The sequence below is a fragment of the Aminicella lysinilytica genome (assembly GCF_004362975.1).
In the GTDB taxonomy this organism is placed as follows: domain Bacteria; phylum Bacillota; class Clostridia; order Peptostreptococcales; family Anaerovoracaceae; genus Aminicella; species Aminicella lysinilytica.
Window position 1 is genome coordinate 1 of sequence record NZ_SNXO01000003.1, and the last position, 25897, is coordinate 25897.

26 protein-coding genes and 2 tRNA genes are annotated in these 25897 nt (G+C 44.8%); 21 read left to right on the forward strand and 7 right to left on the reverse strand.

Annotated elements, in window-relative coordinates:
* Positions 1–112: 112 nt before the first annotated feature.
* Complete coding sequence (locus EV211_RS01035) at positions 113–1252, reverse strand: 3-phosphoglycerate dehydrogenase (protein WP_133527579.1); 1140 nt, start codon at positions 1250–1252, stop codon at positions 113–115.
* Between the two features lie 134 nt (positions 1253–1386).
* Here EV211_RS01035 and serC point away from each other — a divergent pair, with 134 nt between their 5' ends.
* From serC to EV211_RS01060, 5 genes are all read left to right on the forward strand, one after another.
* The gene (gene serC, locus EV211_RS01040) at positions 1387–2478 is read left to right on the forward strand and encodes a 3-phosphoserine/phosphohydroxythreonine transaminase (RefSeq protein WP_133527580.1); all 1092 of its coding nucleotides are present in this window, start codon (positions 1387–1389) and stop codon (positions 2476–2478) included.
* Between the two features lie 123 nt (positions 2479–2601).
* Positions 2602–3816 (forward strand): cofactor-independent phosphoglycerate mutase, encoded by a 1215-nt coding sequence (locus EV211_RS01045; RefSeq protein WP_133527581.1) that lies wholly within the window; start codon positions 2602–2604, stop codon positions 3814–3816.
* Between the two features lie 25 nt (positions 3817–3841).
* Positions 3842–5173, forward strand: coding sequence for a D-alanyl-D-alanine carboxypeptidase family protein (locus EV211_RS01050; RefSeq protein ID WP_133527582.1), 1332 nt, complete (start codon positions 3842–3844; stop codon positions 5171–5173).
* A 1-nt stretch (position 5174) separates the two neighbouring features.
* Positions 5175–7019 carry an excinuclease ABC subunit UvrC gene (uvrC, locus tag EV211_RS01055; RefSeq protein ID WP_133527583.1) on the forward strand — a complete coding sequence of 615 codons (1845 nt, stop codon included), beginning with the start codon at positions 5175–5177 and terminating at the stop codon, positions 7017–7019.
* A gap of 73 nt (positions 7020–7092) precedes the next feature.
* Entirely contained in the window at positions 7093–7374 is a 282-nt protein-coding gene (locus EV211_RS01060) for a DUF1292 domain-containing protein (RefSeq protein WP_133527584.1), read from the forward strand.
* An 80-nt stretch (positions 7375–7454) separates the two neighbouring features.
* Here EV211_RS01060 and EV211_RS10645 read toward each other — a convergent pair whose 3' ends face one another.
* On the reverse strand, positions 7455–7625 hold the full coding sequence (locus EV211_RS10645) for a hypothetical protein (RefSeq protein ID WP_166635323.1): 171 nt from the start codon (positions 7623–7625) through the stop codon (positions 7455–7457).
* A gap of 134 nt (positions 7626–7759) precedes the next feature.
* Between EV211_RS10645 and EV211_RS01065 the strand changes: the two genes are divergently transcribed.
* The 3 genes from EV211_RS01065 (at position 7760) to EV211_RS01075 (ending at position 10512) form a co-directional block, all read left to right on the forward strand.
* On the forward strand, positions 7760–9142 hold the full coding sequence (locus tag EV211_RS01065) for an NAD(P)/FAD-dependent oxidoreductase (protein WP_133527585.1): 1383 nt from the start codon (positions 7760–7762) through the stop codon (positions 9140–9142).
* Between the two features lie 87 nt (positions 9143–9229).
* Positions 9230–10306: a glycerophosphodiester phosphodiesterase family protein gene (locus EV211_RS01070; protein WP_166635324.1), complete on the forward strand. Its 1077-nt coding sequence runs from the start codon at positions 9230–9232 to the stop codon at positions 10304–10306.
* 123 nt (positions 10307–10429) lie between these two features.
* Positions 10430–10512 (forward strand) — tRNA-Leu (locus EV211_RS01075).
* Between the two features lie 73 nt (positions 10513–10585).
* Here the strand turns inward: EV211_RS01075 and EV211_RS01080 are convergent.
* Genes EV211_RS01080 through EV211_RS01090 form a run of 3 tightly spaced genes read right to left on the reverse strand, consistent with a single transcriptional unit; the run spans position 10586 to position 12461 of the window.
* The gene (locus EV211_RS01080; protein WP_133527587.1) at positions 10586–11221 is read right to left on the reverse strand and encodes an ABC-2 transporter permease; all 636 of its coding nucleotides are present in this window, start codon (positions 11219–11221) and stop codon (positions 10586–10588) included.
* Positions 11218–12081: an ABC transporter ATP-binding protein gene (locus tag EV211_RS01085; protein ID WP_133527588.1), complete on the reverse strand. Its 864-nt coding sequence runs from the start codon at positions 12079–12081 to the stop codon at positions 11218–11220. The genes EV211_RS01080 and EV211_RS01085 overlap by 4 nt, the downstream gene beginning before the upstream one ends.
* A 2-nt stretch (positions 12082–12083) precedes the next feature.
* Positions 12084–12461, reverse strand: a complete 378-nt coding sequence (locus tag EV211_RS01090; RefSeq protein WP_133527589.1) for a GntR family transcriptional regulator — start codon at positions 12459–12461, stop codon at positions 12084–12086.
* Positions 12462–12633: 172 nt separating this feature from the next.
* On the opposite strand from EV211_RS01090, the gene EV211_RS01095 reads away from it, so the two are divergent.
* The 4 genes from EV211_RS01095 (at position 12634) to EV211_RS01110 (ending at position 14801) form a co-directional block, all read left to right on the forward strand.
* The gene (locus EV211_RS01095) at positions 12634–13176 is read left to right on the forward strand and encodes a nitroreductase family protein (RefSeq protein ID WP_133527590.1); all 543 of its coding nucleotides are present in this window, start codon (positions 12634–12636) and stop codon (positions 13174–13176) included.
* Positions 13177–13205: 29 nt separating this feature from the next.
* The gene (locus tag EV211_RS01100) at positions 13206–14006 is read left to right on the forward strand and encodes an alpha/beta hydrolase (RefSeq protein WP_133527591.1); all 801 of its coding nucleotides are present in this window, start codon (positions 13206–13208) and stop codon (positions 14004–14006) included.
* A gap of 73 nt (positions 14007–14079) precedes the next feature.
* Positions 14080–14667, forward strand: coding sequence for a helix-turn-helix domain-containing protein (locus tag EV211_RS01105; protein ID WP_133527592.1), 588 nt, complete (start codon positions 14080–14082; stop codon positions 14665–14667).
* Between the two features lie 58 nt (positions 14668–14725).
* Positions 14726–14801 (forward strand) — tRNA-Pro (locus EV211_RS01110).
* Between the two features lie 67 nt (positions 14802–14868).
* On the opposite strand, the gene EV211_RS01115 is transcribed toward EV211_RS01110, so the two are convergent.
* Positions 14869–15180, reverse strand: a complete 312-nt coding sequence (locus EV211_RS01115; RefSeq protein WP_133527593.1) for a type II toxin-antitoxin system RelE/ParE family toxin — start codon at positions 15178–15180, stop codon at positions 14869–14871.
* Positions 15173–15427 carry a type II toxin-antitoxin system prevent-host-death family antitoxin gene (locus tag EV211_RS01120; protein WP_133527594.1) on the reverse strand — a complete coding sequence of 85 codons (255 nt, stop codon included), beginning with the start codon at positions 15425–15427 and terminating at the stop codon, positions 15173–15175. Before EV211_RS01120 ends, EV211_RS01115 begins: the two co-directional genes overlap by 8 nt.
* A gap of 237 nt (positions 15428–15664) precedes the next feature.
* Here EV211_RS01120 and EV211_RS01125 point away from each other — a divergent pair, with 237 nt between their 5' ends.
* The 9 genes from EV211_RS01125 to clpX all read left to right on the forward strand — a co-directional run bounded on the left by EV211_RS01125 (position 15665) and on the right by clpX (position 25835).
* A complete protein-coding gene (locus EV211_RS01125) occupies positions 15665–18049 on the forward strand; it encodes an EAL domain-containing protein (protein WP_166635325.1) in 2385 nt (794 codons plus the stop codon).
* Complete coding sequence (locus tag EV211_RS01130; protein WP_133527595.1) at positions 18033–19046, forward strand: sensor histidine kinase; 1014 nt, start codon at positions 18033–18035, stop codon at positions 19044–19046. Before EV211_RS01125 ends, EV211_RS01130 begins: the two co-directional genes overlap by 17 nt.
* Positions 19047–19056: 10 nt before the next feature.
* A complete protein-coding gene (locus EV211_RS01135; RefSeq protein WP_133527596.1) occupies positions 19057–19767 on the forward strand; it encodes an ATP-binding response regulator in 711 nt (236 codons plus the stop codon).
* 107 nt (positions 19768–19874) lie between these two features.
* Positions 19875–20411, forward strand: coding sequence for a hypothetical protein (locus EV211_RS01140; RefSeq protein WP_133527597.1), 537 nt, complete (start codon positions 19875–19877; stop codon positions 20409–20411).
* Complete coding sequence (locus EV211_RS01145) at positions 20411–21733, forward strand: Na+/H+ antiporter NhaC family protein (protein WP_133527598.1); 1323 nt, start codon at positions 20411–20413, stop codon at positions 21731–21733. The genes EV211_RS01140 and EV211_RS01145 overlap by 1 nt, the downstream gene beginning before the upstream one ends.
* Before the next feature lie 35 nt (positions 21734–21768).
* Positions 21769–22386: a CYTH domain-containing protein gene (locus EV211_RS01150; RefSeq protein ID WP_133527599.1), complete on the forward strand. Its 618-nt coding sequence runs from the start codon at positions 21769–21771 to the stop codon at positions 22384–22386.
* A 143-nt stretch (positions 22387–22529) separates the two neighbouring features.
* Complete coding sequence (tig, locus tag EV211_RS01155) at positions 22530–23933, forward strand: trigger factor (RefSeq protein WP_133527600.1); 1404 nt, start codon at positions 22530–22532, stop codon at positions 23931–23933.
* On the forward strand, positions 23933–24514 hold the full coding sequence (gene clpP, locus EV211_RS01160) for an ATP-dependent Clp endopeptidase proteolytic subunit ClpP (protein WP_133527601.1): 582 nt from the start codon (positions 23933–23935) through the stop codon (positions 24512–24514). Before tig ends, clpP begins: the two co-directional genes overlap by 1 nt.
* Positions 24515–24527: 13 nt before the next feature.
* Complete coding sequence (clpX, locus tag EV211_RS01165; RefSeq protein WP_133527602.1) at positions 24528–25835, forward strand: ATP-dependent Clp protease ATP-binding subunit ClpX; 1308 nt, start codon at positions 24528–24530, stop codon at positions 25833–25835.
* Positions 25836–25897 lie beyond the last annotated feature (62 nt).

Here is a 25897-nt window from a genome sequence, read left to right on the forward strand (position 1 = left end):
TAAGTTGTTTAGATTATTATATGAATTGAACCGCCGTATGCCGAACGGCATGTACGGTGGTGTGAGAGGGGCTACTTGCTAGCCCCTACTCGATTGTTTTCAGTTCGAGGTATTAGTCCTGGATGACTCTTACTTTAATGGTTCCGTCCATCTTAGGAACTGATGAAAGCTTATCGTCTGTTGCTACGAGGACATAACCGAAGTCGCCTTTGGCACCGCCGGCTACAGCCTTGACCGTAACTCCCAGGCCCTTTACAACAGCGTCAACAGGGTTTTCAACGCCCTTAGTCATTACGCATACTCTGGTCTCTCCGATAGGGCCAAGATCAGCCTTAGGGAAGTTTACGGAATTGACTACGTTTCCGTTCTCGATGTAATCCATGATCTCTGCAACTGCCATTGTAGCGCAGTTGTCTTCAGCTTCCTTAGTTGAAGCTCCAAGATGAGGAGTATATGTGACGCCTTCCTTGCACATGATGCCATCTGTAACGAAATCTGTGGTGTATTTGCCGATCTTTCCGCTGTCGAGAGCAGCAAGCAGATCAGCTTCATTGACAAGTTTGTCACGAGAATAGTTCAGCAGTGTAACTCCGTCCTTCATCTGAGCGAAGAGGTCCTTATTGAACATTCCTTTAGTAGCGTCCATTGCTGGAACGTGGATAGTGACGTAATCGCAAAGAGGAAGCATATCCTTAGGATCTTCTACTACCTTGACACAAGAGCAAAGATTGTGAGCTGACTTAGTATTAAAGAAAGCATCATAACCTATAACATTCATTCCCAGTTCAGCAGCTGCGTTAGCAACCAGAACGCCTATAGCTCCAAGTCCGAATACGCCAAGAGTTTTTCCTGCGATTTCTGATCCGGCAAACTGGCCTTTACCTTTTTCTACCTTCTTTGCCGCATCATCTTCACCCTCGAGAGTGGCTGCCCATTTGATGGCAGCTGGTACATTCCTTGCTGACATAAGCATACCTGCCAGTACAAGTTCCTTGACCGCATTGGCATTAGCACCAGGAGTGTTGAATACGACGATACCCTGATCTGCGCATCTGTCCAGAGGGATATTGTTGACGCCGGCTCCTGCTCTGGCAATTGTCATAAGACTCTTGGAGAAATCCATCTCTTTCATGTCCTGGCTTCTTACCAGAATGCCTGTAGCTGAATCCACATCATCTACTACGGTGTACTTGTCTGACAGGTGAGCCAGACCTACCGGTGATATCTTGTTCAAAGTTGCAATATTATACATTATTGACGTACCTCCTTACATACTTCAATGTAAACGAATCGTATAGAAAGTATATCACCGATAGGCTTTACTTTCAAGAATTAAGATGATATAATATTTTTACTCGTAAGAATTAAAGTAATGGGGGCGAAAAAATGAGTAAATACGATAGAGTCTATAACTTTTCAGCTGGTCCTTCCATGCTTCCTTTGGAAGTTATCGAGGATGTAGCTGCAAACCTTTGTAACTACAAAGGTACCGGAGAGTCTGTAATGGAAATGAGCCATCGCTCTAAGGAATTCCAGCAGATCATCGATGATGCAGAAGCTAACCTGAGAAAGCTGATCAACATTCCTGACAATTACAAGGTGTTGTTCCTTCAGGGTGGCGGAACCACTCAGTTTTCAATGGTTCCACTGAATCTTCTTAGAAAATCCAAGAAGGCTGATTACATTGTAACAGGTCAGTGGGCTAAGAAAGCATACAAGGAAGCCACCAAGTTTGGTGATATCAAACTGGTAGCAAGTTCGGAAGAGGATACTTATTCCTACATTCCGGAAGTAAAGAAAGATCAGTTCAGAACTGATGCAGATTATGCATATATCTGCACTAATAACACTATCTACGGAACTCATTATCCATATGTTCCAGACACGGGAGATGTTCCTCTGGTTGCTGATATGTCATCATGCTTCCTTTCAGAAGAGATCGACGTAAGCAAATACGGAATCATCTGGGCAGGAGCTCAGAAGAACGTTGCTCCGGCAGGAGTTACCATCGTCATCATCAGAGACGATCTGGTTGGCTTTGCTGATGAGAAATGCCCAGTTTATCTGGACTATAAGATCCATGTTGACAAGGGATCTATGTACAACACTCCACCATGCTTCTCAATATATGTAGCAGGCGAAGTTTTCAAGTATCTGCTGAAAATCGGCGGAATCAAGGAAATGCATGAGAGAGATGTAAGAAAAGCCGGAAAGCTTTATGATTACATTGATTCAAGCAGTATGTTCAAGGGAACAGTTCGTAAAGAGGACAGATCCCTCATGAATGTTACTTTCGTAACAGGAGACGAAGCTCTTGATAAGAAGTTCATTGCTGAAGCTAAGGAGCAGGGCATGATCAATCTTGCAGGACATCGTAGTGTAGGCGGAATGAGAGCCAGCATTTACAACGCTATGCCTGAAGATGGTGTAGATGCGCTGATCGCTTTCATGAAGAAATTCGAAGCAGAAAACAAATAGTTTTAAATTACTCACATTTAAAAAAATATCGGAGAGGATGCAATTTAGCATCCTCTTTGTTGATTATCAACCAAAAGTATTGTAGAATATTATGAAATAGAAATAAAGAGGTGACTAATAGAAATGAAATATCTGATCGTAGTTCCGGATGGTGCCGGAGATGAGAAAATAGAGGCCCTTGGCGGTAAAACTCCGCTGGAGGCTGCCAATATGCCTTTTGTTGATGAACTGGCCTCCATGGGAGAAGTAGGCATGGTCAAGACCATACCGCCGGGAGTAGCTCCGGGTAGTGACGCCGCCAACCTTTCAGTAATGGGCTATGACCCGTCTATTTATCTGACAGGACGTTCCCCACTTGAGGCTGCCAGCATCGGCATAGATATGTCCGACACAGATGTGGCTTTCAGGACCAATGTTGTGACACTCAGCGGCAGCGGTGCCTATGAGGACCTGACCGTTGAAGACCACAGCGCCGGAGAGATAACTACCGAAGAGGCGGATCAGCTTCTGCAGGCGGTAAATGAAGCCTTCGCAGACGACAAGATCAAGTTTTACACCGGCGTAAGCTACAGGCATTGTATGATCGTGCATAATGGCAGCACAGACTATGAGCTGACTCCACCTCACGACATACTTGGACAGAGAGTCGGAGACCATCTTCCCAAGGGAGATGGCTCAGAATTCATAACAGACATGATGAGGAAAAGTTACGACATTTTGAAGGATCATCCTGTTAATAAGGCGAGAGTGGCTAAGGAACTCAACCCGGCCAATTCCATCTGGATATGGGGACAGGGCAAGAAACCGCAGCTGTCATCATTCTATGACAAATATCATATTACGGGCACAGCCATAAGTGCTGTGGATCTGATCAAGGGCATTGCTATCTGCGCGGGATTAAATTCCGTAGATGTAGATGGCGCTACAGGTACTATCAAGACCAACTATGAGGGAAAGGCGGAAGCAGCCATCAGAGAATTCAGAGATGGCAAGGACTTCGTCTATGTTCATCTGGAAGGACCTGACGAATGTTCACACCAGGGAGATATGAACGGGAAAATAACCTGCCTGGAGGATATCGATAAGAAGATAATGAAGCCTATAGTCGAGGCCCTGAGAGCAGACGGCGAGGACTTCAGAGTGCTGGAAGTGCCTGACCACAGGACGCCTATAGCCATCAGGACTCACTCAACGCCACCTGTACCTTTTGTTATATACGACAGCACCAAAGAGCAAGCCAAAGACACAACTAGAAAATTCAACGAAAGATCGGGAGAAAAGGGCAGTTACTTCGACAGTGGATACTCCCTGGCAGACCATTTCTTCGAGAGAAAGTAAGTTGATGAGGGGGATATGAGAGAAAGTGTATAAGTGCAGCATTAAAAAATTAACGGTCATATTGATGTCGGCTTTGATAGTCATAGCCATGAGCGGTCTGTCGAGTCAGGCTTTTGCTGTTACAAAGGTAACTAAGCCGAGCATAACGGCCGGCGGTGCGATGGTTTATTGCGAGAATACCGGCGAGGTGGTTTATTCGAAAAACGCCGGAACCAGGTATTCTCCCTACAGCATAACCAAGCTGGTAACGGCATTGCTGGCGGTGCAGAATCTTCCTTTGGATAAGGAAGTCACCGTTTCGGCTAAAGTGGCAGCTATAGGAGAGACTACTATGAGTCTGGAGCCCGGAGAGAAGGTCACTGTAGAACAACTGCTCTACGGTATGCTTATGTTGTCCGGCAATGACGCTGCTTACGCCCTCGGCGAGGCTGTCTCCGGCAATATGAATGATTTTGTAGCCCTCATGAACAAAACCGCTAAGAACATCGGCTGCACCCATACGCATTTTGCCAACCCCAACGGTATGAAAAGCAGCAGCCACTACACTACGGCGGGCGACTTCATACAGATAACAAGGGTGGCTTTGTCCAACAGCACCATCAAGAAGATAGCCGGCACCAAAGTCTATAAGATGAAAGCCACGAATAAAAATAAGGCACGCACCTTCAAGACTCACATGGATCTGCTGACAGACTCCGGTTCTGGAGTTTACGCCGGCAAGACCGGGTACTGGACCCAGTATGACTGTTCCTTGGCCTGCGCCTATAAGAAAAACGGACTTAATCTGTATATAGTAATACTGGCTGACACGAAAACTCAGAGGGAGAATGACCTGAAAAAGCTCATAGATTATTCTGTGAAGAAGGTCGACGGCGTGCGCGTAGTCAAGGCAGGCAAGAATGAAGGCAAGGTCAGGATCAAACATGGAGTCAAGACCAGAATTGACGCATATACTTCAGAGGACGCATACGCGTATCTTCCCAAGGAAGGCTCCAAGTCTCTTATCAGCACCAAGACGGTCATGGATGACGATGTGAAAGCACCGATAACCAGGGGAACTGAAGTAGGGACCCTGAAAATATATGTGGGAGATGACCTGGTGAATCAGGTGCCACTTGTGGTAAATGAAGATGTTGCCACCGGATGGTTCCCGTCATATCTTGGAATATCTAATTTTGCATCTGTGATAATAGGTCTGGTCGCCCTGGCGGTTATGGGATTCTTTATCTGGGTGGTGGCTATGCGGGCAAGCTACAGGCGCAAAAAGAAAAAGATAAGGCAGCGTAAGATAATGCGCATGGCTGAAGAAGAAGCAAGACGCGAAGCAGAACGTAACAGAAGGGATTGGCATTTCTGATATGTTTGATATCAAGGAAAATCTGAAAAAACTCCCGGATTCACCGGGAGTTTATATGCATAAGGACAAACTTGGCCAGGTGATATATGTGGGCAAGGCTATTTCCCTGCGAAATCGAGTGCGCCAGTATTTCCAGAGCCCTAAGAGGCAGGCACCGAAAGTCAGGGCCATGGTTTCGCATATAGCAGAATTCGAGTACATAACCTGCAACAGTGAAATGGAAGCCCTGATACTTGAGTGCAACCTTATCAAGAAGTACATGCCTAAGTACAATGTGCTCTTGCGTGACGATAAGACATATCCGTATATTATGGTCACCACCAGCGAGGAGTACCCTAGAATAGTCAAGACCCGCATAATCAAGAAGGACGGCAACAGGTATTTCGGACCCTACAGCGACGCTGGAGCGGTGAACCGTATAGTTGAGCTGTTCTCATCGATATATAAGCTGAAGAGGTGCGCGGCGCAGGTTTTTCCGGAGGGATTCAGGCCCTGTCTGAATTACTTCATCAAGGAATGCCGGGGCATCTGTGCCGGCGGCGTTGACAGAGAAGAGTACGCAAAGGATATAGAGGAAATGATCCAGTTTCTGTCCGGCAAGGATAAGCCTCTTATCAAAAGTCTGGAGACGAAGATGAATGAAGCTTCGGATAAACTGGATTATGAAAATGCAGCTAAATACAGAGATTATATAGCGGATATCAGATCGCTGGCGGAGACTCAGAGGGTAACTATGATCAACGACAAGGATCTGGATATAATTCTACCGGTCAAGGACGCAGATAACTCCTTCATAGTTCTGTTCCCGGTGCGCGGCGGAAAACTCAGCGGCAGGGAGACATTCCAGATACAGTCCGGCGAAGGCGATACCAGAAAAGAAATGGTGTCGGAGTTCATCAAGCAGTATTACAGTCAGTGGGCTGTGGTCCCGCCTGAGATACTCGTTGAAGAGGAACCGCAGGATAGGGAATTACTGGAAGAATTCCTGGGCAGGGAAGGTCATAAGGTTTCCATATTTGTACCACAAAAGGGAGATAAGAGAGCCCTCCTTAACCTTACAAGGCATGATGTGGTGGAAATGACCAAGACCCTCACAGACAAGGCAGAAAGCCGCAGAGAGAAAGAGAAGGCCGTTTTGGACGAGATGAACAGGCTCCTTGAGGAGGCTGGCTATCCCAGAGATCACGGAGACAGGAACCGGCATGTCAGAGTTGAGTCATACGATATTTCCAATACAAACGGCGTCGATTCCGTCGGAGCTATGGTAGTCTTCAGCGGGCTGGAAAAAGTCAGCAAAGATTACAGGCGGTTCAAGGTCAGGACTATTGAGGGCCCTGATGATTACGGAAGCCTTCAGGAAGTCCTGTACAGACGATATAAGAGGGCACTCAGCGGTGATAAGAGTTTCATTAAAATGCCTGACATAATAATGATGGACGGTGGCCAGGGCCAGGTCAGCGCTGCTAGGAAGGTGCTTACAGCTCTGAAACTTGACATACCTGTTACGGGAATGACCAAGGATGACAGTCACAGGACCAGAGCCATAGTATTTGAAGACGGCACTGAAATAGACCTGAAGGAAAGGCCGGTTTTATTCAGGTATGCCGGCACTATACAGGAGGAAGTCCATCGTTTCGCCATAGACTACCACCACAAACTTCACGGCAAGAACGCCATACATTCTGTCCTGGACAATATAGACGGCGTAGGTCCCAAGCGAAGAAATGAGCTTTTGTACTACTTCAAGACCATTGATGCAATCAAAAGGGCAGACGTGGAAGAACTCTGCAAGGTGCCTTCTATAACAGAAACCGTAGCGAAAAAGATAGTAGAATATTTCGCATGATTCTTGCTAAAAGCGGATATTGATGTTATAGTAGTACATATTAAATTATGAAAATATTATGGAGGGCATAAACATGGCTGAAAATAGAAATGAACAGGCTGAAGAAGCTGAAATCATAACTCTTGAATTCGATGACGGAACCAAAATGGATTGTGAAGTAATGGGGATCTTCGATTTTGAAAAGAAAGATTATATTGCATTGATACCTGATGATGACAGTGATGATGTATATATCTACGGTTATGAGGAAAACAAGGACGGCTCATTCGAACTTCTGGACATAGTTGATGAGAATCTCTTCGGCAAGGTTGCCAAGGAATTCCAGGATATTATGGAAGAACCTGAAGAAGAGTAGTTCGCAACTTAAGCAAGTAATAAAAAGTGCACCTGTAGCTATATGCCGCAGGTGCATTTGATTTCTTGTAAACAGTGTGCTTATTTTCCGTTCTTGATGGCGCGCCTTAAGAATGCTCCGCCGATAATCAAACCCAGTACAGAAGCTGAAGCAAGATATGATGTGAATCCGTCACGGATCCAGGAACCTATTGAAAGCGCACTCATAATAAAGAACGCTATGGCGATCCAAAAATTTTTATCAAATGACATATAATACCCTCCAAATTTATACTAAAATAAGTATAACATATTTGGGAAATAAATAGAAGATTGTTTTTTGGGTGGATATATAGTAGAGTATATCTTGGTTGAGTAGGCCAATAGTAATGAACAGGAGAAGAAAAGTGGAAAAATATGATATAATCGTCGCGGGAGCAGGGGCATCAGGAGTGTTCATGGCTTACGAGCTGACGAAAATAAATAATAATGCGAAAGTCCTGGTAATAGACAGAGGCGCACCTTTAGAAAAACGCATTTGTCCTATCAAGGCTGGCAAGACCAAGACCTGCGTCAAATGCAACCCATGCCACATAATGAACGGCTACGGCGGAGCGGGTACTTTGTCCGATGGAAAATACAACCTCACCACGCAGTTCGGCGGCGACCTGCACAGGTTTGTCGGCCGTGACAAAGCCATGGAACTCATGGAATACGTAGACGATGTACTTTGTTCTATGGGTGGCTCGGAGGCGAAGCTTTACTCTACGTCCAACTCCGACCTTAAGACCAAATGCCTGCAGAATGATCTTCATTTGCTGGAGGCTAAGGTGCGCCACCTGGGCACCGACAGGAATGTGCAGATCCTGGGCAGGATATATGACTACATTAAAGACCGCATCGACATGAAGTTCTATACGGTAGTAGATGACGTCATTAGAAACGAAGACGGCACATTCACTGTATCTATCGAGGGCGATGGCAAATATGTATGCAACGATATGGTCCTGGCTACCGGACGTTCCGGGTCTACATGGATCAGCAAGATCTGTGACGAGATGGGGATCGAACAAAAGAAAAACCGCGTGGATATAGGCGTCAGGGTGGAGCTGCCTGCGGAGGTGTTCAAACATATCACAGACGTTGTCTATGAAAGCAAAATAGTATACAAAACGGAAAAATATAACGACATGGTAAGGACATTCTGCATGAATCCTTATGGTGAAGTTGTGTCGGAGAACACCAACGGAATAGTTACGGTCAACGGACATAGCTATGCGGACGATGCTCTTCATACGGAGAATACAAATTTCGCTTTGCTGGTATCCAATAAGTTCACCGAACCTTTCGAGGACAGCAACGAGTACGGCGAAGCTATAGCCAGCCTGTCAAACATGCTGGGTGGCGGAGTCCTCATGCAGCGTTTCGGCGATCTGGTCAAGGGCAGAAGGAGCAGCGAGCGCCGTATGGAGAAGTGCTTCACCAGGCCGACTCTCAACGCGACGGCGGGAGATCTGAGCCTGGTTATTCCTAAGAGGCAGCTTGACGATATCATAGAGATGATTTATGCCCTGGATAAAATCGCGCCGGGCATTGCCAATGAGGATACGCTTCTTTACGGAGTTGAGGTCAAGTTCTATAATTCCAAGGTAGCAGTAGACGGGAATCTTATGACTAAAGTACCGAATCTGTACGCACTGGGCGATGGTTCGGGAGTGACACATTCTCTGTCGCAGGCATCGGCATCGGGAGTTTATGTAGCCAGAATACTGGCAGATAAATATAAGTAGGACAGGATCATCACTGCCAGCTCTTGAAATATAGGGCGGGCAGTGTTAAAGTAGTATATGAACAGTAACGGAAAATTTAAGGAGATGATGAAAATTATATCGTTGAATAGGAGAGCAGAAAGGATAATATCGCTGGTAACAGCATTGATTGTCAGTGTTAGTTTGCTTTCTATACCGATAACAGCATCAGCTGCTACTGCCAGCAGCTTCAGAATCACTAATTTGTCTACTACCGGTACTAAGACTATACAAACTGGAAGGACTTTTACTGCAAAGTATAAAGTTCCTAAGAAATACAAGAAGTGCAAGATCGTATGGAAATCTTCAGATAAGTCTATTGCTACGGTTTCCAGCAAGGGTAAAGTTTCAACCAGAAGGTTTGGCGTCGTGACAATAAGCGCTTACATAAGTAAGCACAAGAGTATGAACACATCGTTTACATTGTATTCCAGGAATATCATCGGTCACAGGGGGTACAGAGCCAAGGCTCCGGAGAATACGGCGGCTTCATTTATTTTAGCGGGAAAAGCCGGATTCTGGGGTTGCGAATGTGACGTATGGGAAACAGCTCATACAGCGCAGACTTATAATGCAGATGGTAGCTACACGCCTCTTAAGGACACATTTGATATTGTTGTGATGCACGATTCAACATTCCAGAGAATGTGTGGAAACAGCGCTAATGTCAAGGATCTTACGGCAGATGAGATAAGTCAGCTTTCCATAATCAGTGGAAATAATATTGAGAAATACAGTGATGAGAAAGTATGTTTCTTCTCTACATATTTGTCCATATGCAAGGAATACGGTATGGTGCCGGATGTAGAGTTGAAAGATGGCAACATGTCACAGGCTGCTTTGGAAAAGACTGTAGATCTTCTCTATGAATATGGCCTTTTACAGAAGGCTTTGGTAGTAAGTTTCCACCTATATGAATTAAAGGATGCTATGACCTATGCAAAGAGTCAATATGGCGTGTCTATGAAAACCTACTATGCTATAACTCCGCATAATGCATCATCTACGGAAAAGGCTAAGGAACTGGTTTGGACAGCAAGCAATCTTGGTTTGACGGGTATCTGTCTGGATAAGAGTCTTTCAGACGTTACCATAGTTGATTACTGCGACCGGATGAAACTTGCAATGACATTAGAAACTGACTAATGTGACTGTTGCGGTCGATCAGTGTCTGGATCACGGAAATTTGCATAATCAGTAAATTGCCTCTTGAAATTGAGAAAAATATGTGTATAATAATAAGAGTGTGCTGCAAAGCACACTCCATATGCGGTCATGGCGGAATTGGCAGACGCGCACGGTTCAGGTCCGTGTGGGAAACCATGGGGGTTCGAATCCCTTTGACCGCACCATAAAAAAACAGGCTAGCAACGCTAGCCTGTTTTTTTATGGTACGGTATAGAATAGGGATTCGAACCCGAGCCGTTACAGTTCTTTATTCCTAAGCACTACCAAACTTATCCTGCCCATAACAACATCCCATAGTATGGCAACCACAGGCGTCAGGCATAGAATGATCGTTACGGTAGATTCAGGCAGATCGCTGAACTGTTGCCCAAGTATCTTGCCCAGGGCAATGAACAGCAACATAGGAATCGCAACTACGGCCAGGAGTATGATACGCGCCTTCTCCACGCCGAACTTGTACAGCAGCGGTATGCAGGTTCCTCCAAGGAACAGGGCTGTAGCCAAGCCGACTAATGTTATCAATAGAGTTTCCATGACGGAAAGGCTGTGGTCCATTATCAGACTTGTGCAGATGGTCACAATAAATCCCAGCAAAGCGCCAAAGACAGAGAAGATGGCCAGTACCATGAATTTGGATGTTACTATGTCCTTCCTCGTAACCGGCATGATAACGGCATATCTATTCCACTTGCAATGCTCATCGAAGGAGCATGTGGAAATAATCATAGTAGAACACATTACGCAGCACATTACTGTGAATATCTCAGGACCCATAGTAGGAATAAACATTACTGCGAAGAATACCAGCATAAGCAGAAGATATCTGCTGTTATGCCTTATATTGTAATAATCCTTCAGTATTAGACTTTTCATTTTATATGATCCCCCTTTACGTAGAGCAGAAGTATGTCATCGAGAGTTGGACTGTCTATAACTGCGTCCTTATGCTCCCGCTGAGCTTTTTCCTTATCAGCTACCAGTACATCCCACTGGTAATCGCTTTTGCGGTAGGCCAGCACATCATTCTTGTCGATAGAATCGAAGACAGCCGCGCCGCAGCGTATGATGCCGTAGTTATAACGGAGTTCATCCTTGGATTTGCAGAAGAGCAGTTTGCCTTCGTGGATGAAGGTTATGTAGTCGGCTATTTTCTCCAGATCGCTGGTAATATGCGATGACACCAGTATGGAATGTTCCTCATCCTGAACGAAATCCAGAAAAACATCCAGCAGGTCGTCTCGCATAACGGGATCCAAGCCGCTGGTGGCTTCATCGAGTATCAGCAGTTTGGGATCGTGAGACAAGGCCACAGCAATAGATAGCTTCATTTTCATACCCTTGGAAAGTGCCTTTATTTCTTTCTGAGGATCAAGTCCGAATTTCGTCAGATAGTCGCTGTATACTTCCGGCCTCCACTGAGTATAGCCGGCCGCAGAAATTTTCCCGATCTGCTCCAAGGTCAGAGTATCGTAGAAGTTTGTTTCATCGAAGACCACGCCGATGTTCTCTTTGATAGAACTGCTTTCTTCGCTGAGTTCTTCGCCCCAGAAGGTCACTTCTCCCTCATCCTTATGTATGAGCCCAAGAATAGCGTTGATGGTGGTGCTCTTGCCGGCACCGTTCTCGCCTATGAGTCCCATGATGCATCCCTTAGGTATATCCAGGGAAACATGATCCAGTGTGAACCCGGGGTAATGATTGGTCAGGTTGTTAATATGTAGAATCGCATTCACGGTCAGTCTTCCTCCTTATAAAAAATCGTCATTATGTCGACCAGTGTTTCTAACGGTATGCCGCTTTCGCGGGCAATGTCAACAGCCTGCTGGACATGTTCTTCAGCCCGGCGCTGTTGCTCCTCCTGGTAAAAGTCTTTGTTCCTAGCTGCAACAAAACTGCCGCGGCCAACGGTGGTCTCTATGAAACCGTCCCGCTGAAGGTCATCGTATGCCTTTTGCACGGTGATGACGCTGACATGGATAGACTTGGCCAGCCCTCGCATGGAGGGTATGGGGTCGCCGGTCTTCAGCTCCCCGCTCATTATGGAAGCCTTCATCTGCGAAGTGATCTGCTCGTAGATAGGCTTGTTTGAATTGTTGCTTATTATGATTTCCAATTGGCATCTCCTGTAAATTGTCGATGAGTGTACTTATCGTATAAGTACATTATAGTCACCGGACGAAGTTTGTCAAGGGTTTTTTATGTGAGTCGTAATATTTAGTGGAAATAGCGGCCTGAAAGTGATATTGTAATATTGTATGTTACAACAGTAAATAAGGAGACAATCAATGGAAGCAATCGAGTGCATCAAGTCAAGAAGAAGTATAAGAAAATTTACCGATAAACCGATTTCAGTTAAAACAATGAACGATCTGGTAAACGCCGCCGCCTATGCTCCGTCCTGGAAAAACACTCAGGTGGTGCGGTATATGGCCGTCACAGACAGGGAAGTAATGGACGAAATAGCGGATAACTGCGTTATGGGTTTCAAGGGCAACGCCGCTATAATCAAGGACTGCCAGGTACTCATGGTTATCGCTACGGTCCACGGCATTTCCGGCTACGAGAAAACCGGCGAACCGACCACGGACAAAGGCGACAGATGGGAAGTCTTTGATGCGGGAATTGCCACGCAGACATTCTGCCTTGCAGCTGAGGCAATGGGCCTGGGCACGGTTATCATGGGCATTTTTGATGAACAAAAGGTAGACAAGGCAGTCAGCATGCCGGCGGGTCAGAAGGTGGCGGCTTTGATCGCCCTGGGATATTCGGACACGGATCCCAAACCCCCGAGGCGCAAAGACGCAGAAGACCTGCTTACATGGAAATAGTTAATAATTTTTGTTAGGAGGAAAATTAAATGAGCGAAGCAAATTACACGAGTTTTGACGGTACCAGATTGTACCTGAACAGGGAAATCAGCCCCGACGATAAGGCTGTGTGCGTGGTAGTCCACGGACTCTGCGAACATCAGGGAAGGTATGATTACCTGGCTGAAAGATTTCATGATGCCGGCATCGGCACATACAGGTTCGACCACCGTGGTCACGGCCGTTCGGAAGGTGAACGCACCTATTACAAAGATTTCAATGACATGCTTGATGATGTGAATGTCTTTGTAGACCTGGCTATCAAAGAGAACCCGGACAAGCCGGTATTCCTGCTGGGCCACAGTATGGGCGGCTTCGCCGTTGCGCTTTACGGCGTCAAGTACCCTGACAAAAAGCTGCGTGGCATTGTTACCAGCGGAGCTCTGACTTATGATAACGGCGGACTAATCAGGAATGTGCCGAGAGACATGGAGCCCCATGCTACTCTGCCAAACGAGCTGGGCGCAGGAGTCTGCTCAGTGCAGGAGGTAGTTGACTGGTACGGAAAGGATCCATATAACACTATGACATTTACAGCCGGACTCTGCTATGCAGTCCTAGACGGCCTGGACTGGTTCGACGCAGCCAAGTTTAATTATCCAGTGCTGATGATGCATGGGGAGAAGGATGGCCTTGTAGCACTTCAGGACACCTATGAGTTCTTTGCTAATGCGGCATCTAAGGACAGACAGATGAAGATCTACGGCGGACTCTTCCACGAGATATTCAATGAGTACTGCCACGATGAAACCGTAGGCGATGCCGCCAAGTGGATCCTGCACAGGTGCTGAGGCTATTACTCCACGAAGCGTAGATTGATATTTCCGCCAAGCTGAGGTAAAGTACTTTTGGGAGGGCAAATAAATGGAACAACAGAAAACCGGACGATTGATCAGACAATTGCGAAATGAAAAAGGATTGACGCAGCAACAGCTGGCTCAGAAAATCCATGTCAGTGACAAGACGATTTCCAAGTGGGAATGTGGTCAGGGATTGCCGGATGTTTCTCTGCTTCAGGATCTGTCAGATATTCTGGGAGTCAATTCAGACAAGTTACTGGCAGGTGATCTGGAACCAAGCCTGACCAGAGGAGGAAATATGAGAAAAATCAAGTTTTATGTGTGCCCGGAATGCGGCAATATAATAACTGCTACAGTTGGAGCAGATGTGTCTTGCTGCGGTCGGCGCTTGGAACCCTTAGAAGTACAGAAACCAGACGCAGCCCATCAATTGGAGTTTGAAGAAGTGGAGGATGAATACTACATAACCTTCGATCACGAAATGACCAAGTCACATTACCTTAACTTCGTAGCCTGGGTCGGTATCGATAGGGTCATGCTGGTGCATCTCTACCCGGAACAGAGCAGCGAACTGCGTATGCCTAAGTTCCGAAACGGTTGCTACTACTTCGGTTGCAACCAGCATGGACTATTCAGATGTGAGAAAAAATAGTCTGCAATCAAATTCTGCCTTGAAATTACTCCCCGCCGTGTTATAATAGATAAGTCGGCGGGGTATAGCGCAGCTGGTAGCGCGCTGCGTTCGGGACGCAGAGGCCGAGAGTTCGAGTCTCTCTACTCCGACCAATAAACAACAGGCCAAAGGCCTGTTTTTTATTGGTCATAGAAATGAGGAGACTCGAACTCGAGCCGTTCAATCATCAAATAGTACACGCAAATAATCGCGGCATCCATAAAGAACCCTATCAACATAAACGTTGCTGTTGCTGATTCTGTAGAATACTATATAATTTCCACTAACCAGAAAGCGGCAGTCATCATCTACATTTGCAACAGAAGAAAGCTGCTCTCCAGCCATTGGATGGTCTATAAGGATACGAATGCTCTTGGTTATATTTTTTACAGTGGAAAGTACTGCTTTTGGATTTTCCAATTCTTCAGTAATGTATTTTTTTATTTCTGAAAGATCATTTTGTGCCTCTGAAGATAATCGTAAATTACTCATGTGTTATACCTAGATGTTCTTCCACGGCTTCCAAAGTGAGCCAGCCTTCTTCTTCACCTGATTTGCGGCCTTTGGCGAGCTCATTCATTAATCGAATGGTAGCCTGTGTCTTTTCATAGTCCTTTATATCGACGATGGCATATTTGCCACGGCCATTCTTGGTAAGAAAGACAGGAGCACCTACTGATACATCATGCAGGACAGCACCGTAATTGCGTAAATCAGAAATTGGTTTAATATTTGGCATATCTAACATCTCCTTTCACTTTTAGTATAAATCCTCATGCTGTAAAATACAACCGTTAATTTTACAGCACAATTGCTATGCTCTGCCTGAAAACCAATGAGGAGACTCGAATTCGCGTTACCAAAAGTTTACCGAATATCATTGACTTGCAGTTATGGGTCGAGTAAAATATGAGTTAACAGAATTAATAGAATAATTATGCGTTGCTCGACTGAAAATGTATGAGGTGTAAGCATTGTGGCTAAGGTTGATCATAAGAAAAAACTACTTATTGTGGAAGACAGTGTCATAAACCAGCAATTACTGGTTATGATTTTGAAGGACGATTATGAGACCGTTACGGCGAATAATGGCCGGGAAGCTCTGGACATTTTATGCGCTAAGGATGGCCACCTCATATCGGCTGTCATACTGGATATAGTAATGCCTGTAATGGACGGATTCGAAGTACTCCGGAGAATGCGTGAGAATAAGGCTTTGGCACAGATACCTGTTATAGTTGCCAGCGGTGGAGACGTCGAGGGAGACAATAAGGAGATACAGGCACTGTCACAGGGAGCCAACGATTATGTCAGAAAACCGTATAAGCCGGACATAATCAAGCACAGAGTTGCCAATGCCATATATTTGCGTGAGACGGCATCATTTATTAATACCGTTCAGCATGATTCATTGACTGGACTTTACAGCAAAGAATATTTTTATAATCAGGCAGAGGAAATCATGCAACGTGATATAAATCAGGATTATGATATTATTTGCTGTGATATAGAAAGATTTAAACTTGTAAATGATCTTTATGGTGCTAAAGTCGGAGATGACCTTCTTAATGCCTGCGCCGATATATTCAGAGACAGAAGTGATAACTACATAATATGCGGTCGTACAGGGCCGGATATATTTGCTTTTCTGCTAAAGCATATAGACGACTATTCGAATTTTGAATTCAGCAGTCTTGACAGCGATCTTGCAGAACTGGGCATCAACCTTAACATACAGTTGCGTCACGGGATATATATGGTAGAGGATAAGGAACTTCCTGTCAGTATAATGTGTGACAGGGCATGCATCGCAGCATCATCGATCAAAGGGATATATGGCGTATCATATAAGATATATGATGAGAAAATGCGTCAGAAAACGCTTGATGAGCAGTTTATAATTTCCAATATGAAAAGGGCTTTGAAAAATGGGCAATTTAAAGTTCATTTTCAGCCCAAATATAGCTTGAAAACCGAGAGGATCGTCAGTGCGGAAGCTTTGGTAAGATGGGAGGATCCTGATAGAGGATTGATATTTCCGGGAGATTTCATTTCGCTTTTCGAACGTAATGGATTCATTACAGATCTGGACATATATGTATGGGATACCTGCTGTAAGAGAATCCGTCAGTGGTTAGATGATGGCAATAAGATCGTGCCTGTTTCTGTAAATGTTTCTAGGACGGATATATATGACCCGAATCTGGACAAGATACTGTTGTCTCTTATACGTAAGTATGATCTGAGTCCTGAATATCTGGGACTGGAGATAACAGAGTCTGCTTACACTCATGATTCTGACCAGTTGATCGGGGCTATATGGAAGTTGAAGAGACTTGGCTTTACCATAGAAATGGACGATTTCGGCACAGGCTATTCATCCCTTAATATGTTGGCTGAATTGCCGATAGATGTATTAAAACTAGATATCAGGTTTATGCAGAGCCAGCATCATAAGAATAGCCGCAATATACTGAGTTTCATAGTAAGCCTTGCGAAACTAATGGATCTGACTATAGTTGCCGAAGGAACAGAGACGATCGAGCAGGTAGAACTTCTGCGGAATCTTAACTGTGATGTGGCTCAGGGATTCTATTTTGCGCGGCCTATGGAAATCAAAGCTTTCGAGGATCTGCTTAGAAAGCAGGCGGAGACGTATTCGGCAGATGATGAAACTGTGGAAGAAATCACTGAAGAACAGAACTGTCAGATAGATTCTGCAATTTTAGAGATGAAGACTAGAACTGAGCTGGATTGTGTTACGGGTCTTTTGAATCGAGTAGAAGTGGAAAACAGGATACAGAACTTCTTCTATGAAAACAATGAGCCGACAGGAGTTTTTATTGTCGCTGACATAGATGGGTTTAAGAATATAAACGGCGTATACGGCCATGAAGCAGGAGATGCACTGTTGAAAATTCTTGGACATATGTTAAGTGAGTTATTTACAGAGACTGCGGTCATAGGTCGCATAGGCGGAGATGAGTTCGCTGTGCAGATACCATATATACCTGAAAATGCTGATTTAGAGTCTAAACTCAACAGATTATGCAGTCCTATCAATTATGATGGAATGGATAAACCTATACACTTTTCTGCAGGCGTATGTGTTACGCCTGATGACGGGACTGATTTTCAGACTTTGTATGACAATGCCAGGATGGCACTGCTGCGCGCCAAGTATAACGGGAAAGGTAACTATCTTAAATATGAAACTGATATGGTGCCACCTATAGACGAATATATGGAAAACAGAATCTCAGGCATACTCGACTCTGCAACTGAGGCTGTATTTGTCAGTGACGCAGCTACGGGAGAAATAATATACATATCGGAACAACCTCATGCAGCAATTTATTAAAGGCAATATAGAGGAGACGGTGGAATATCGCAGAAGAGCCAAGGATGGGAGAACTATATGGGCACAGACCGTGGCCAGGCTTTACTGTGGTCCGATTACGGGCAATACCATGTGTTTTATTTATTCCTACGATACAAATGATAGTAAGATAGCTCAGGAAATGATAAGTAATGTCGTGAATCTGGACTATGATTATCTGTCTCTCGTGGACTTAGCAAACAATGATTATATTATGTATGCTAATACAGAGGATCCTACCAATCCGATCCCGCCTCTTCGCAGCAGTGATTATGAAAAATCTGTTGCTGATTACGCCAGAGAGAATCTGGTTACGGAGGACATAGATAGAAACATCAGAGATATGTCAATTGATAATATAAGAAAGCAGCTGGCGGACAAGGATTCCTTCATAAGCTATGTTTCTTTAAAGGAAAAGGATGGCAGTCAGAGCAGGAAAAAACTGCAGTATTCATATATGGACAGGGATCATGAAATGGTCCTTCTGAGCAGAATGGATATAACGGATATATATGAACGTGAACAGGAACAGATGCGGGAACTGAAGGATGCCAATCGGGCCAAGAATGATTTTCTGTCCCAGATGAGCCACGATCTGCGCACGCCTATGAACGCCATTGTCGGTCTTTCAAATCTGGCGAAGGATGAACTCGATGATCCTTCAGCTATGAAGAAATATATAGATAACATAAACGAGGCAGGCCAGTTCCTGCTGGGCCTTGTCAACGACTGCCTGGATATGGAAAAACTATCGGCTAAGAAAATGAAGCTGAATGAAACTCCGTATATTTACCCGCAATTTGTCAATAGCGTATGTACCATAATTGCTCCACTTTGCAGGAAGAAGAATATAAAACTTATAGTTGATAATTTGCCGGAACCTTACTATGTCCTGATAGATCATATCAGATTTGAACAGATATTTATAAATCTGTTGAACAATTCAGTTAAGTATACGCCTGAGGGGGGGAACTATTGAACTGAGGGTGATGGGTAATGAACGTGAAGGAGACTGCATACACTCGCATCTGATGGTCAAGGATAATGGCATAGGAATGAGCGAAGCGTTCCAGACCCGCATGTTTCTGCCTTTCGAACAGGAATCGCCAGGAGGTAATCAACAGGATCGAGGCACGGGTCTCGGTTTACCTATTGTGAAGAACCTTGTGGATCTTATGGGAGGAAAGATCACTGTTAAAAGCAAGCAGAATGTCGGAACTGAATTCCATCTGTTCTTTGATCTGCCAATTGTGGAAATCAATAAAGTTGAAGAAGCCAGACCTGTATCAGTTGATAATTCAGCAGTCTTGTCAGGAAAACGCATACTGATCTGCGAAGATAATAAACTTAATCTAGAAATAGCTAAGAAACTTCTGGAAAAGAAAAATGCTGAGGTCATATGCGCAGAAAACGGCAAGGCGGGAGTGGATACCTTCATGGCTTCCGAGCCGGGAACTATACAGGCCATAATAATGGACATCCGCATGCCGGTCATGGATGGACTGGAGGCAACCAGGAGAATCCGCGCTTTGAAAAGGGATGATGCGAGAACGATACCTATAGTTGCCATGACGGCTAACGCCTTCGATGATGATGTGCGGGCTACTTTGGAAGCGGGCATGAATGAACATCTTGGTAAACCCGTAGATCCCGGCAAGCTGTATGCAGTTCTTGCGGATCTGATAGAAAAGAGAAATTAATTCACATGCATTCGTTTTCAAATATACTTGGGCATTTTTTCTAAATATACTTGACATAGCACCGTCGTTTAATATAATAGAGAAAAACGCAGTGTTAGGGGTAAGTGATGGATAAAGCGTATAAAGTAATAGGCATTTTGAAGTGGACATGTTTCCTGTTGGGAGCCGTAATGTGGTATTTCACCAGGGATAGTTTCGGCAGTATTATTGCCATATGCCTGGGCGTGGCGGCCACAGTCTCATTCTGGCTCCTCATGAGGAAAGAAGAAACCAGACTCATAGGTCAGAACATAGCCATGTCCATAAGAGAAGCGATAAATGAAACAGCTCAGATCGAGAGCTTCATAGAAATAAAGAAAATGAAGGGCGGCATAATAGCCAGAGTATATCTCATAAACGCAAGAGAAATGGCAGCCACAGTTCAAAGAGCGATCAAGAATAAAATCGATGGAAGCATATTCAAGAAATACATATTGGTAATGCAGATGACAGATATGGCAAGTAAAGATGACCTGGCCAGTACCCAGAGGTTTTTGAACGATCAGCTGCTGAGACAACTGGTTGGCAGTGATGATAAACCCGATCTTAAGGCCGAAGTAAAGAAAACTGACAATGACGAGATAAAGGATCGGAAAGAATCATAATGAGTTTGATCATAAGTTTTGCTATTTTCATAGGTGCGGTAATAGCGTGTATAGTAACAGGATACACGCTTGTTTTAGCACTTGCGGCAGGGCTTGTGACTTTTTTTATCTGTGCACTGGTTCAGGGACACAGAGCTGCAGACGTGGTCATTATGTGCCGCAAAGGTCTGTCTAACGGTTTGATTGTCGTTGAGATATTGCTTATAATAGGCCTTCTGACAGGTGTCTGGAGATCTTCCGGGACCATAGCATACTTTGTATATTACGGCATAAGATTCATACGGCCGGGAATATTCCTGATCATAGCCTTCCTTTTGACGAGTATACTTTCCTACGCCATAGGCACGTCCTTCGGCGTGGCAGCAACCGTCGGCGTAATATTCATGACTCTTGCCAGAACAGGCGGCGTCAACGAACTGATCACGGCCGGCGTGATCATGAGCGGAGTGTATATCGGCGACAGAGGATCCCCGGCGGCGTCCAGCGCTATTCTGGTGGCGGCAGTCACCAGGACCGACCACATGAAAAACGTCAGGATAATGGCAAAATTCGCTGCGGTACCCTTTGTGCTCATATTAGTAATATATGCATGCATGTCCTTTGCAAATCCTATCCATCAGGTTGACGAGTCGTTTCTGACAAAACTCAGCGGGCAGTTTGTCATATCGCCATGGTGTCTGGTGCCGGCGATATTCATGCTGGTGCTGCCATTTTTCAAGGTCAGGGTGTCGTACTCCATGATAGCAAGCATAGTATCAGGAATGCTGGTCAGCGTTTTCGTCGAGGGAACCACCCTTAAGTCATTGTTTTACACTATGATAATGGGGTATCATTCAGACACATCCTTCGGTAGTGTATTCAACGGCGGCGGACTTTACTCCATGGTGGAGGTAGTTCTGATCGTTGGTATATCCAGCGTTTATTCGGGAATATTTGAAGATACGAAAATGCTGGAGGATTTCCAAAGCAAGATTGACATAATGGTGGAGAAAGTCGGCAGATTTCCAAGTATGGTCATTGTAGGACTGGTGCTTATAGGCATATTCTGCAATCAGACTCTGGCTACCATAATGGGTAACGATCTTATGGCCAGACCTTACGAGAAAAGCGGCGCGTCAAACTATGAACTAGCCAGCGATATCCAGAATTCGATAATAATATTATCGGCAGTGGTACCATGGTCTATAGCCTGCAGCGTACCGTTGAGCTTCATGGGAGTCGGCATAGGAGCCCTGCCATATGCCTTTTATCTTTACTTACTTCCGATAATTTATGGCCTGACTAAGTTGACTAAATGGAAGTTTTATGATAGAACACAGTAAGCAGTAATCTTGAGGAACGAGAGGGAAGATTATCTATGGAAATAGAACTGAAGTATCTGATCGATGATGAAAAGGTGGCAGATGAAATATTTGCCGACGATTACATTGAAAGTATCAGAGACACTAAAGAAGAATGTGTAGACATGGATGCTATATATTACGATACAGCTGACAGAAGTCTCACAGGCCAGGAAATGGCTTTTCGAATACGGCGAGAGGGAACATCTCATGTTGCCACACTTAAGTGGGATGGCACCAGCGATAACGGCATGCATAAAAGGCAGGAGATAAATGTTCCTGTAAGCGATGAGAAACTGATAGAACAGCCGGAAATAACCATATTCGACCAGAGTGATATGTCGGACGTACTTGCAGCCGTCTGCGGCTCCAGAAAACTTCTGCCGCTTATCGAGGTAAGTTTTGTGCGCAGAGTCATACGCCTTGATACGGGCAAATCCATAAGCGAGTTGTCAGTAGATCGGGGAGAAATCATTGCCGGTGGTAAAAAATCGCCTGTTTTGGAACTCGAAATAGAATTGTTTTCGGGAAATGAGAAGGAAATAGTCGATATTGGCAACAAATTGTCAGAAAAATACCATTTAAAACCGGAAAATAAGAGCAAATTCGAAAGAGGATACGAATTATTGCCTTAAAATAGCGGAAGAAAGTCGAGAAATAGGCTTTTCTTCTGTTTACTTTAATATTCAAAAAGTGTATAATGATATGGTTCTATGTGCGGATTTACAGTGGCCGCAATGAAATACGAAAATGATAAAATTTAGGAGGAAATATACAGATGAAAACTACACTTGTCTCAAATGAGAATAACGAGGTCAAGCTGACTATGGATTTTGCAGCCGATGAATTCGAAGAGGCTGTAAATAAGGTCTATAGGAAGAACAGAGGACAGTTCAGTATCGATGGATTCAGAAAGGGCAAAGCACCTAGGAAAATCATCGAGACACACTATGGCGAAGGCGTTTTTTATGAAGATGCCATAAATGATATGTTTAGCGAGAACTACCCTGGGGCAATAAAAGAATTAGATATCGAAGTTATCGACAGACCTGATGTTGACTTCAGCGATATCAATGATACCAAAGAAGGCAAACCTTTCACTATGACGGTAACAGTACCGGTATTCCCTGTAGTAGAAGTAAAAGATTATATGGGAGTAGAAGTGGATCAGCTGGAAGAGAAAATCAAGAAGGCTGACGTAGATAAGGAAATCGAAGCTCAGCAGAAGAGAAATGCCCGCATGGTAGTAGTTGAGAGACCTGTAAAGGACGGAGACACAGTAGTACTTGATTACTCCGGATTCGTCGGTGATGACCAGTTCGAAGGCGGCACAGCAGAGAGACAGGAACTGAAGATCGGTTCAGGAATGTTTATTCCGGGATTTGAAGAGCAGCTCGTAGGAGTTAAGCCTGGCGATGAAGCTGACGTTAAGGTCACATTCCCTGAGGAATATCAGGAACCTAAACTTGCCGGACAGGATGCAGTGTTCCATTGCCTGGTACATGAAGTAAAGGAAGAACAGCTTCCGGATCTCGACGACGAGTTTGCAAAGGATGTAAGTGAGTTCGATACTCTTGAGGATCTTAAGAAGCAGACTAAGAAGGATCTTCAGAAGAGCAAGGACCTTCAGGCAGAAAATGCTGCTAAAGATGCAGTTATCGAGAAGGTATATGAGGCAAACAAGTTTGATGTACCTAAGGTAATGGTAGAAGATGAAATAGACAATATGTCTCAGGAACTGGATCAGCAGCTGAGATATCAGGGCTTGAACCTGGATCAGTACATTCAGTTCACAGGCAAAGACAGAAAATCATTCAGAGATGAATTAAGAGAAGATGCCACCAAGAAAGTAGGCACGAGAGTAGTACTCAGATCCATCGCTGATAAGGAGAATCTGGAAGTATCTGAGGCTGAATTAGACGAAGAACTTCAGGAAATGGCTAAGCAGTATAACATGGAAATCGACAAGATCAAAGAAGCTCTTGCTGACAGCATGGAATACTTCAAGAAGGACATCGTTATCAAGAAGGTCATAGATACACTTTATGACAATGCTAAAGTAACCAAGAAGGCTGCTCCTAAGGCTGAGACTACAACTAAAGAGAAGAAGCCTGAGGAGAAGAAAGAAACTAAAGCTAAGAAGGCACCTGCCAAGAAAGCAGAGAAGAAAGAGGCAAAATAATGTCACTAGTACCTTATGTAGTTGAACAGACAAGCAGAGGAGAACGCTCCTATGATATTTATTCGAGACTGTTGAAGGATCGTATAATCATCCTTGGAGAGGAGATCAACGATACGGTCGCAAGCCTTATCGTAGCTCAGCTTTTGTTCCTTGAAGCGGAAGATCCGGATAAGGATATAAGCATTTATATCAACAGCCCGGGCGGTTCGGTTACAGCTGGCATGGCAATTTACGATACTATGCAGTATATAAAGCCGGACGTGTCGACTATATGCGTAGGCCTGGCTGCAAGCATGGGCGCATTCCTTCTGTCATCGGGCACAAAGGGAAAACGTTACGCTTTGCCTAATGCGGAGATCATGATACATCAGCCTTTGGGCGGATTCCAGGGACAGGCTACAGACATGCAGATACGTACTGACTGGATGATGAAGACTAAGGCAAAACTGAACAGGATCCTGAGCGAAAATACAGGCAAGGATCTTGCTACCATCGAAAAGGATACAGATAGAGATAATTTTATGGAAGCAGAGAAGGCCGCCGAATACGGTCTCATAGATGAAGTAATTACTTCCAGATAACAGAGGGAAAGAAATGACCGAAAAATTTGATGATACCACCAACGAACTGAGATGTTCCTTTTGTGGTAAACCGCAGAGCCAGGTAAGAAGGCTCGTCGCCGGCCCGGGCGTGTATATCTGTGATGAATGCATAGAAATGTGCATGGATATAGTCAGAGATGCTGCCAGAGAGTCCGGAGACAATACCGTTCAGGAAGATGCGGGACCTAAATATAAGCTACCTAAACCTAAGCAGATATATGACACTTTGTCAGATTATGTAATAGGTCAGGATGCTGCCAAGAAGGCCCTGTCCGTAGCGGTATACAATCATTATAAGAGGATAAACGGCCTGAGCAGGGCTGAAAGCAACAGCGTAGAACTGCAGAAGAGTAATATCGTAATGATAGGACCTACAGGCAGCGGCAAGACGTTGCTGGCTCAGACTCTGGCTAAGATACTCAAGGTACCTTTTGCTATAGCCGATGCTACTGCTTTGACAGAGGCAGGTTATGTAGGCGAGGACGTGGAGAATATCCTGCTCAGATTGCTTCAGTCGGCAGATTACGATGTGGAGAAGGCTCAGCGGGGCATCATATACGTAGACGAGATCGATAAGATCTCCAAGAAGAGCGAGAACCCTTCTATCACAAGAGATGTCAGCGGAGAAGGCGTACAGCAGGCTTTGCTGAAGATACTTGAGGGTACAGTTGCCAATGTTCCGCCACAGGGTGGAAGGAAGCATCCTCATCAGGAATTTATCCAGATAGACACTACCAACATTCTGTTTATCTGCGGAGGAGCTTTTGACGGACTCGATACTATCATACAGCGTAGGATAGGAGAGAAGGTCATAGGTTTCAATTCGGAAATCGGCTTGAATAAAGTCGAGGAGAAAAACATAATAGGAAAAGTCGAGCCTGAGGATCTGTTGAAATTCGGACTTATCCCTGAGTTCATCGGAAGACTGCCTGTCATCGTGACCTTGGAGGAATTGTCCGAGGAAGCGCTGATAAGGATCATGAAGGAACCGAAGAACGCATTGATCAAACAGTATCAGAAGCTCTTCGAAATCGACGGAGTGAATCTGGAGATAGAAGACGCCGCTATAGAGGCGGTAGCCAAGAAGGCTTTGGACCGCAAGACCGGTGCCAGAGGGCTGAGAAGTATCTTTGAGAAGACTATGACCGATATCATGTTCGAGATACCATCTCGTGATGACATAGCAGGCTGCGTAGTCACAGAGGATACGATAACCAAAGAAACAGAACCTAAGCTGATCATAGGCGAGAAGAAAAAGAAGATCAGCGATGATGCTAATAACGAGGCTGACGCCTCATAGAAAGGACAGGCGACATTTGTCGCCTTGTTCTGTATAAAGGCAAGAAGGGAGGATTTCAGATG

Bases quoted from the DNA above. Each gene is read 5' to 3' on its own strand.
- EV211_RS01035 (WP_133527579.1), bottom strand. From the start codon at position 1,252: ATGTATAATATTGCAACTTTGAACAAGATATCACCGGTAGGTCTGGCT.
- serC (WP_133527580.1), top strand. From the start codon at position 1,387: ATGAGTAAATACGATAGAGTCTATAACTTTTCAGCTGGTCCTTCCATG.
- EV211_RS01045 (WP_133527581.1), top strand. From the start codon at position 2,602: ATGAAATATCTGATCGTAGTTCCGGATGGTGCCGGAGATGAGAAAATA.
- uvrC (WP_133527583.1), top strand. From the start codon at position 5,175: ATGTTTGATATCAAGGAAAATCTGAAAAAACTCCCGGATTCACCGGGA.
- EV211_RS01060 (WP_133527584.1), top strand. From the start codon at position 7,093: ATGGCTGAAAATAGAAATGAACAGGCTGAAGAAGCTGAAATCATAACT.
- EV211_RS10645 (WP_166635323.1), bottom strand. From the start codon at position 7,625: ATGTCATTTGATAAAAATTTTTGGATCGCCATAGCGTTCTTTATTATG.
- EV211_RS01070 (WP_166635324.1), top strand. From the start codon at position 9,230: ATGAAAATTATATCGTTGAATAGGAGAGCAGAAAGGATAATATCGCTG.
- EV211_RS01080 (WP_133527587.1), bottom strand. From the start codon at position 11,221: ATGAAAAGTCTAATACTGAAGGATTATTACAATATAAGGCATAACAGC.
- EV211_RS01095 (WP_133527590.1), top strand. From the start codon at position 12,634: ATGGAAGCAATCGAGTGCATCAAGTCAAGAAGAAGTATAAGAAAATTT.
- EV211_RS01100 (WP_133527591.1), top strand. From the start codon at position 13,206: ATGAGCGAAGCAAATTACACGAGTTTTGACGGTACCAGATTGTACCTG.
- EV211_RS01105 (WP_133527592.1), top strand. From the start codon at position 14,080: ATGGAACAACAGAAAACCGGACGATTGATCAGACAATTGCGAAATGAA.
- EV211_RS01115 (WP_133527593.1), bottom strand. From the start codon at position 15,180: ATGAGTAATTTACGATTATCTTCAGAGGCACAAAATGATCTTTCAGAA.
- EV211_RS01120 (WP_133527594.1), bottom strand. From the start codon at position 15,427: ATGCCAAATATTAAACCAATTTCTGATTTACGCAATTACGGTGCTGTC.
- EV211_RS01130 (WP_133527595.1), top strand. From the start codon at position 18,033: ATGCAGCAATTTATTAAAGGCAATATAGAGGAGACGGTGGAATATCGC.
- EV211_RS01135 (WP_133527596.1), top strand. From the start codon at position 19,057: ATGGGTAATGAACGTGAAGGAGACTGCATACACTCGCATCTGATGGTC.
- EV211_RS01140 (WP_133527597.1), top strand. From the start codon at position 19,875: ATGGATAAAGCGTATAAAGTAATAGGCATTTTGAAGTGGACATGTTTC.
- EV211_RS01145 (WP_133527598.1), top strand. From the start codon at position 20,411: ATGAGTTTGATCATAAGTTTTGCTATTTTCATAGGTGCGGTAATAGCG.
- EV211_RS01150 (WP_133527599.1), top strand. From the start codon at position 21,769: ATGGAAATAGAACTGAAGTATCTGATCGATGATGAAAAGGTGGCAGAT.
- tig (WP_133527600.1), top strand. From the start codon at position 22,530: ATGAAAACTACACTTGTCTCAAATGAGAATAACGAGGTCAAGCTGACT.
- clpP (WP_133527601.1), top strand. From the start codon at position 23,933: ATGTCACTAGTACCTTATGTAGTTGAACAGACAAGCAGAGGAGAACGC.
- clpX (WP_133527602.1), top strand. From the start codon at position 24,528: ATGACCGAAAAATTTGATGATACCACCAACGAACTGAGATGTTCCTTT.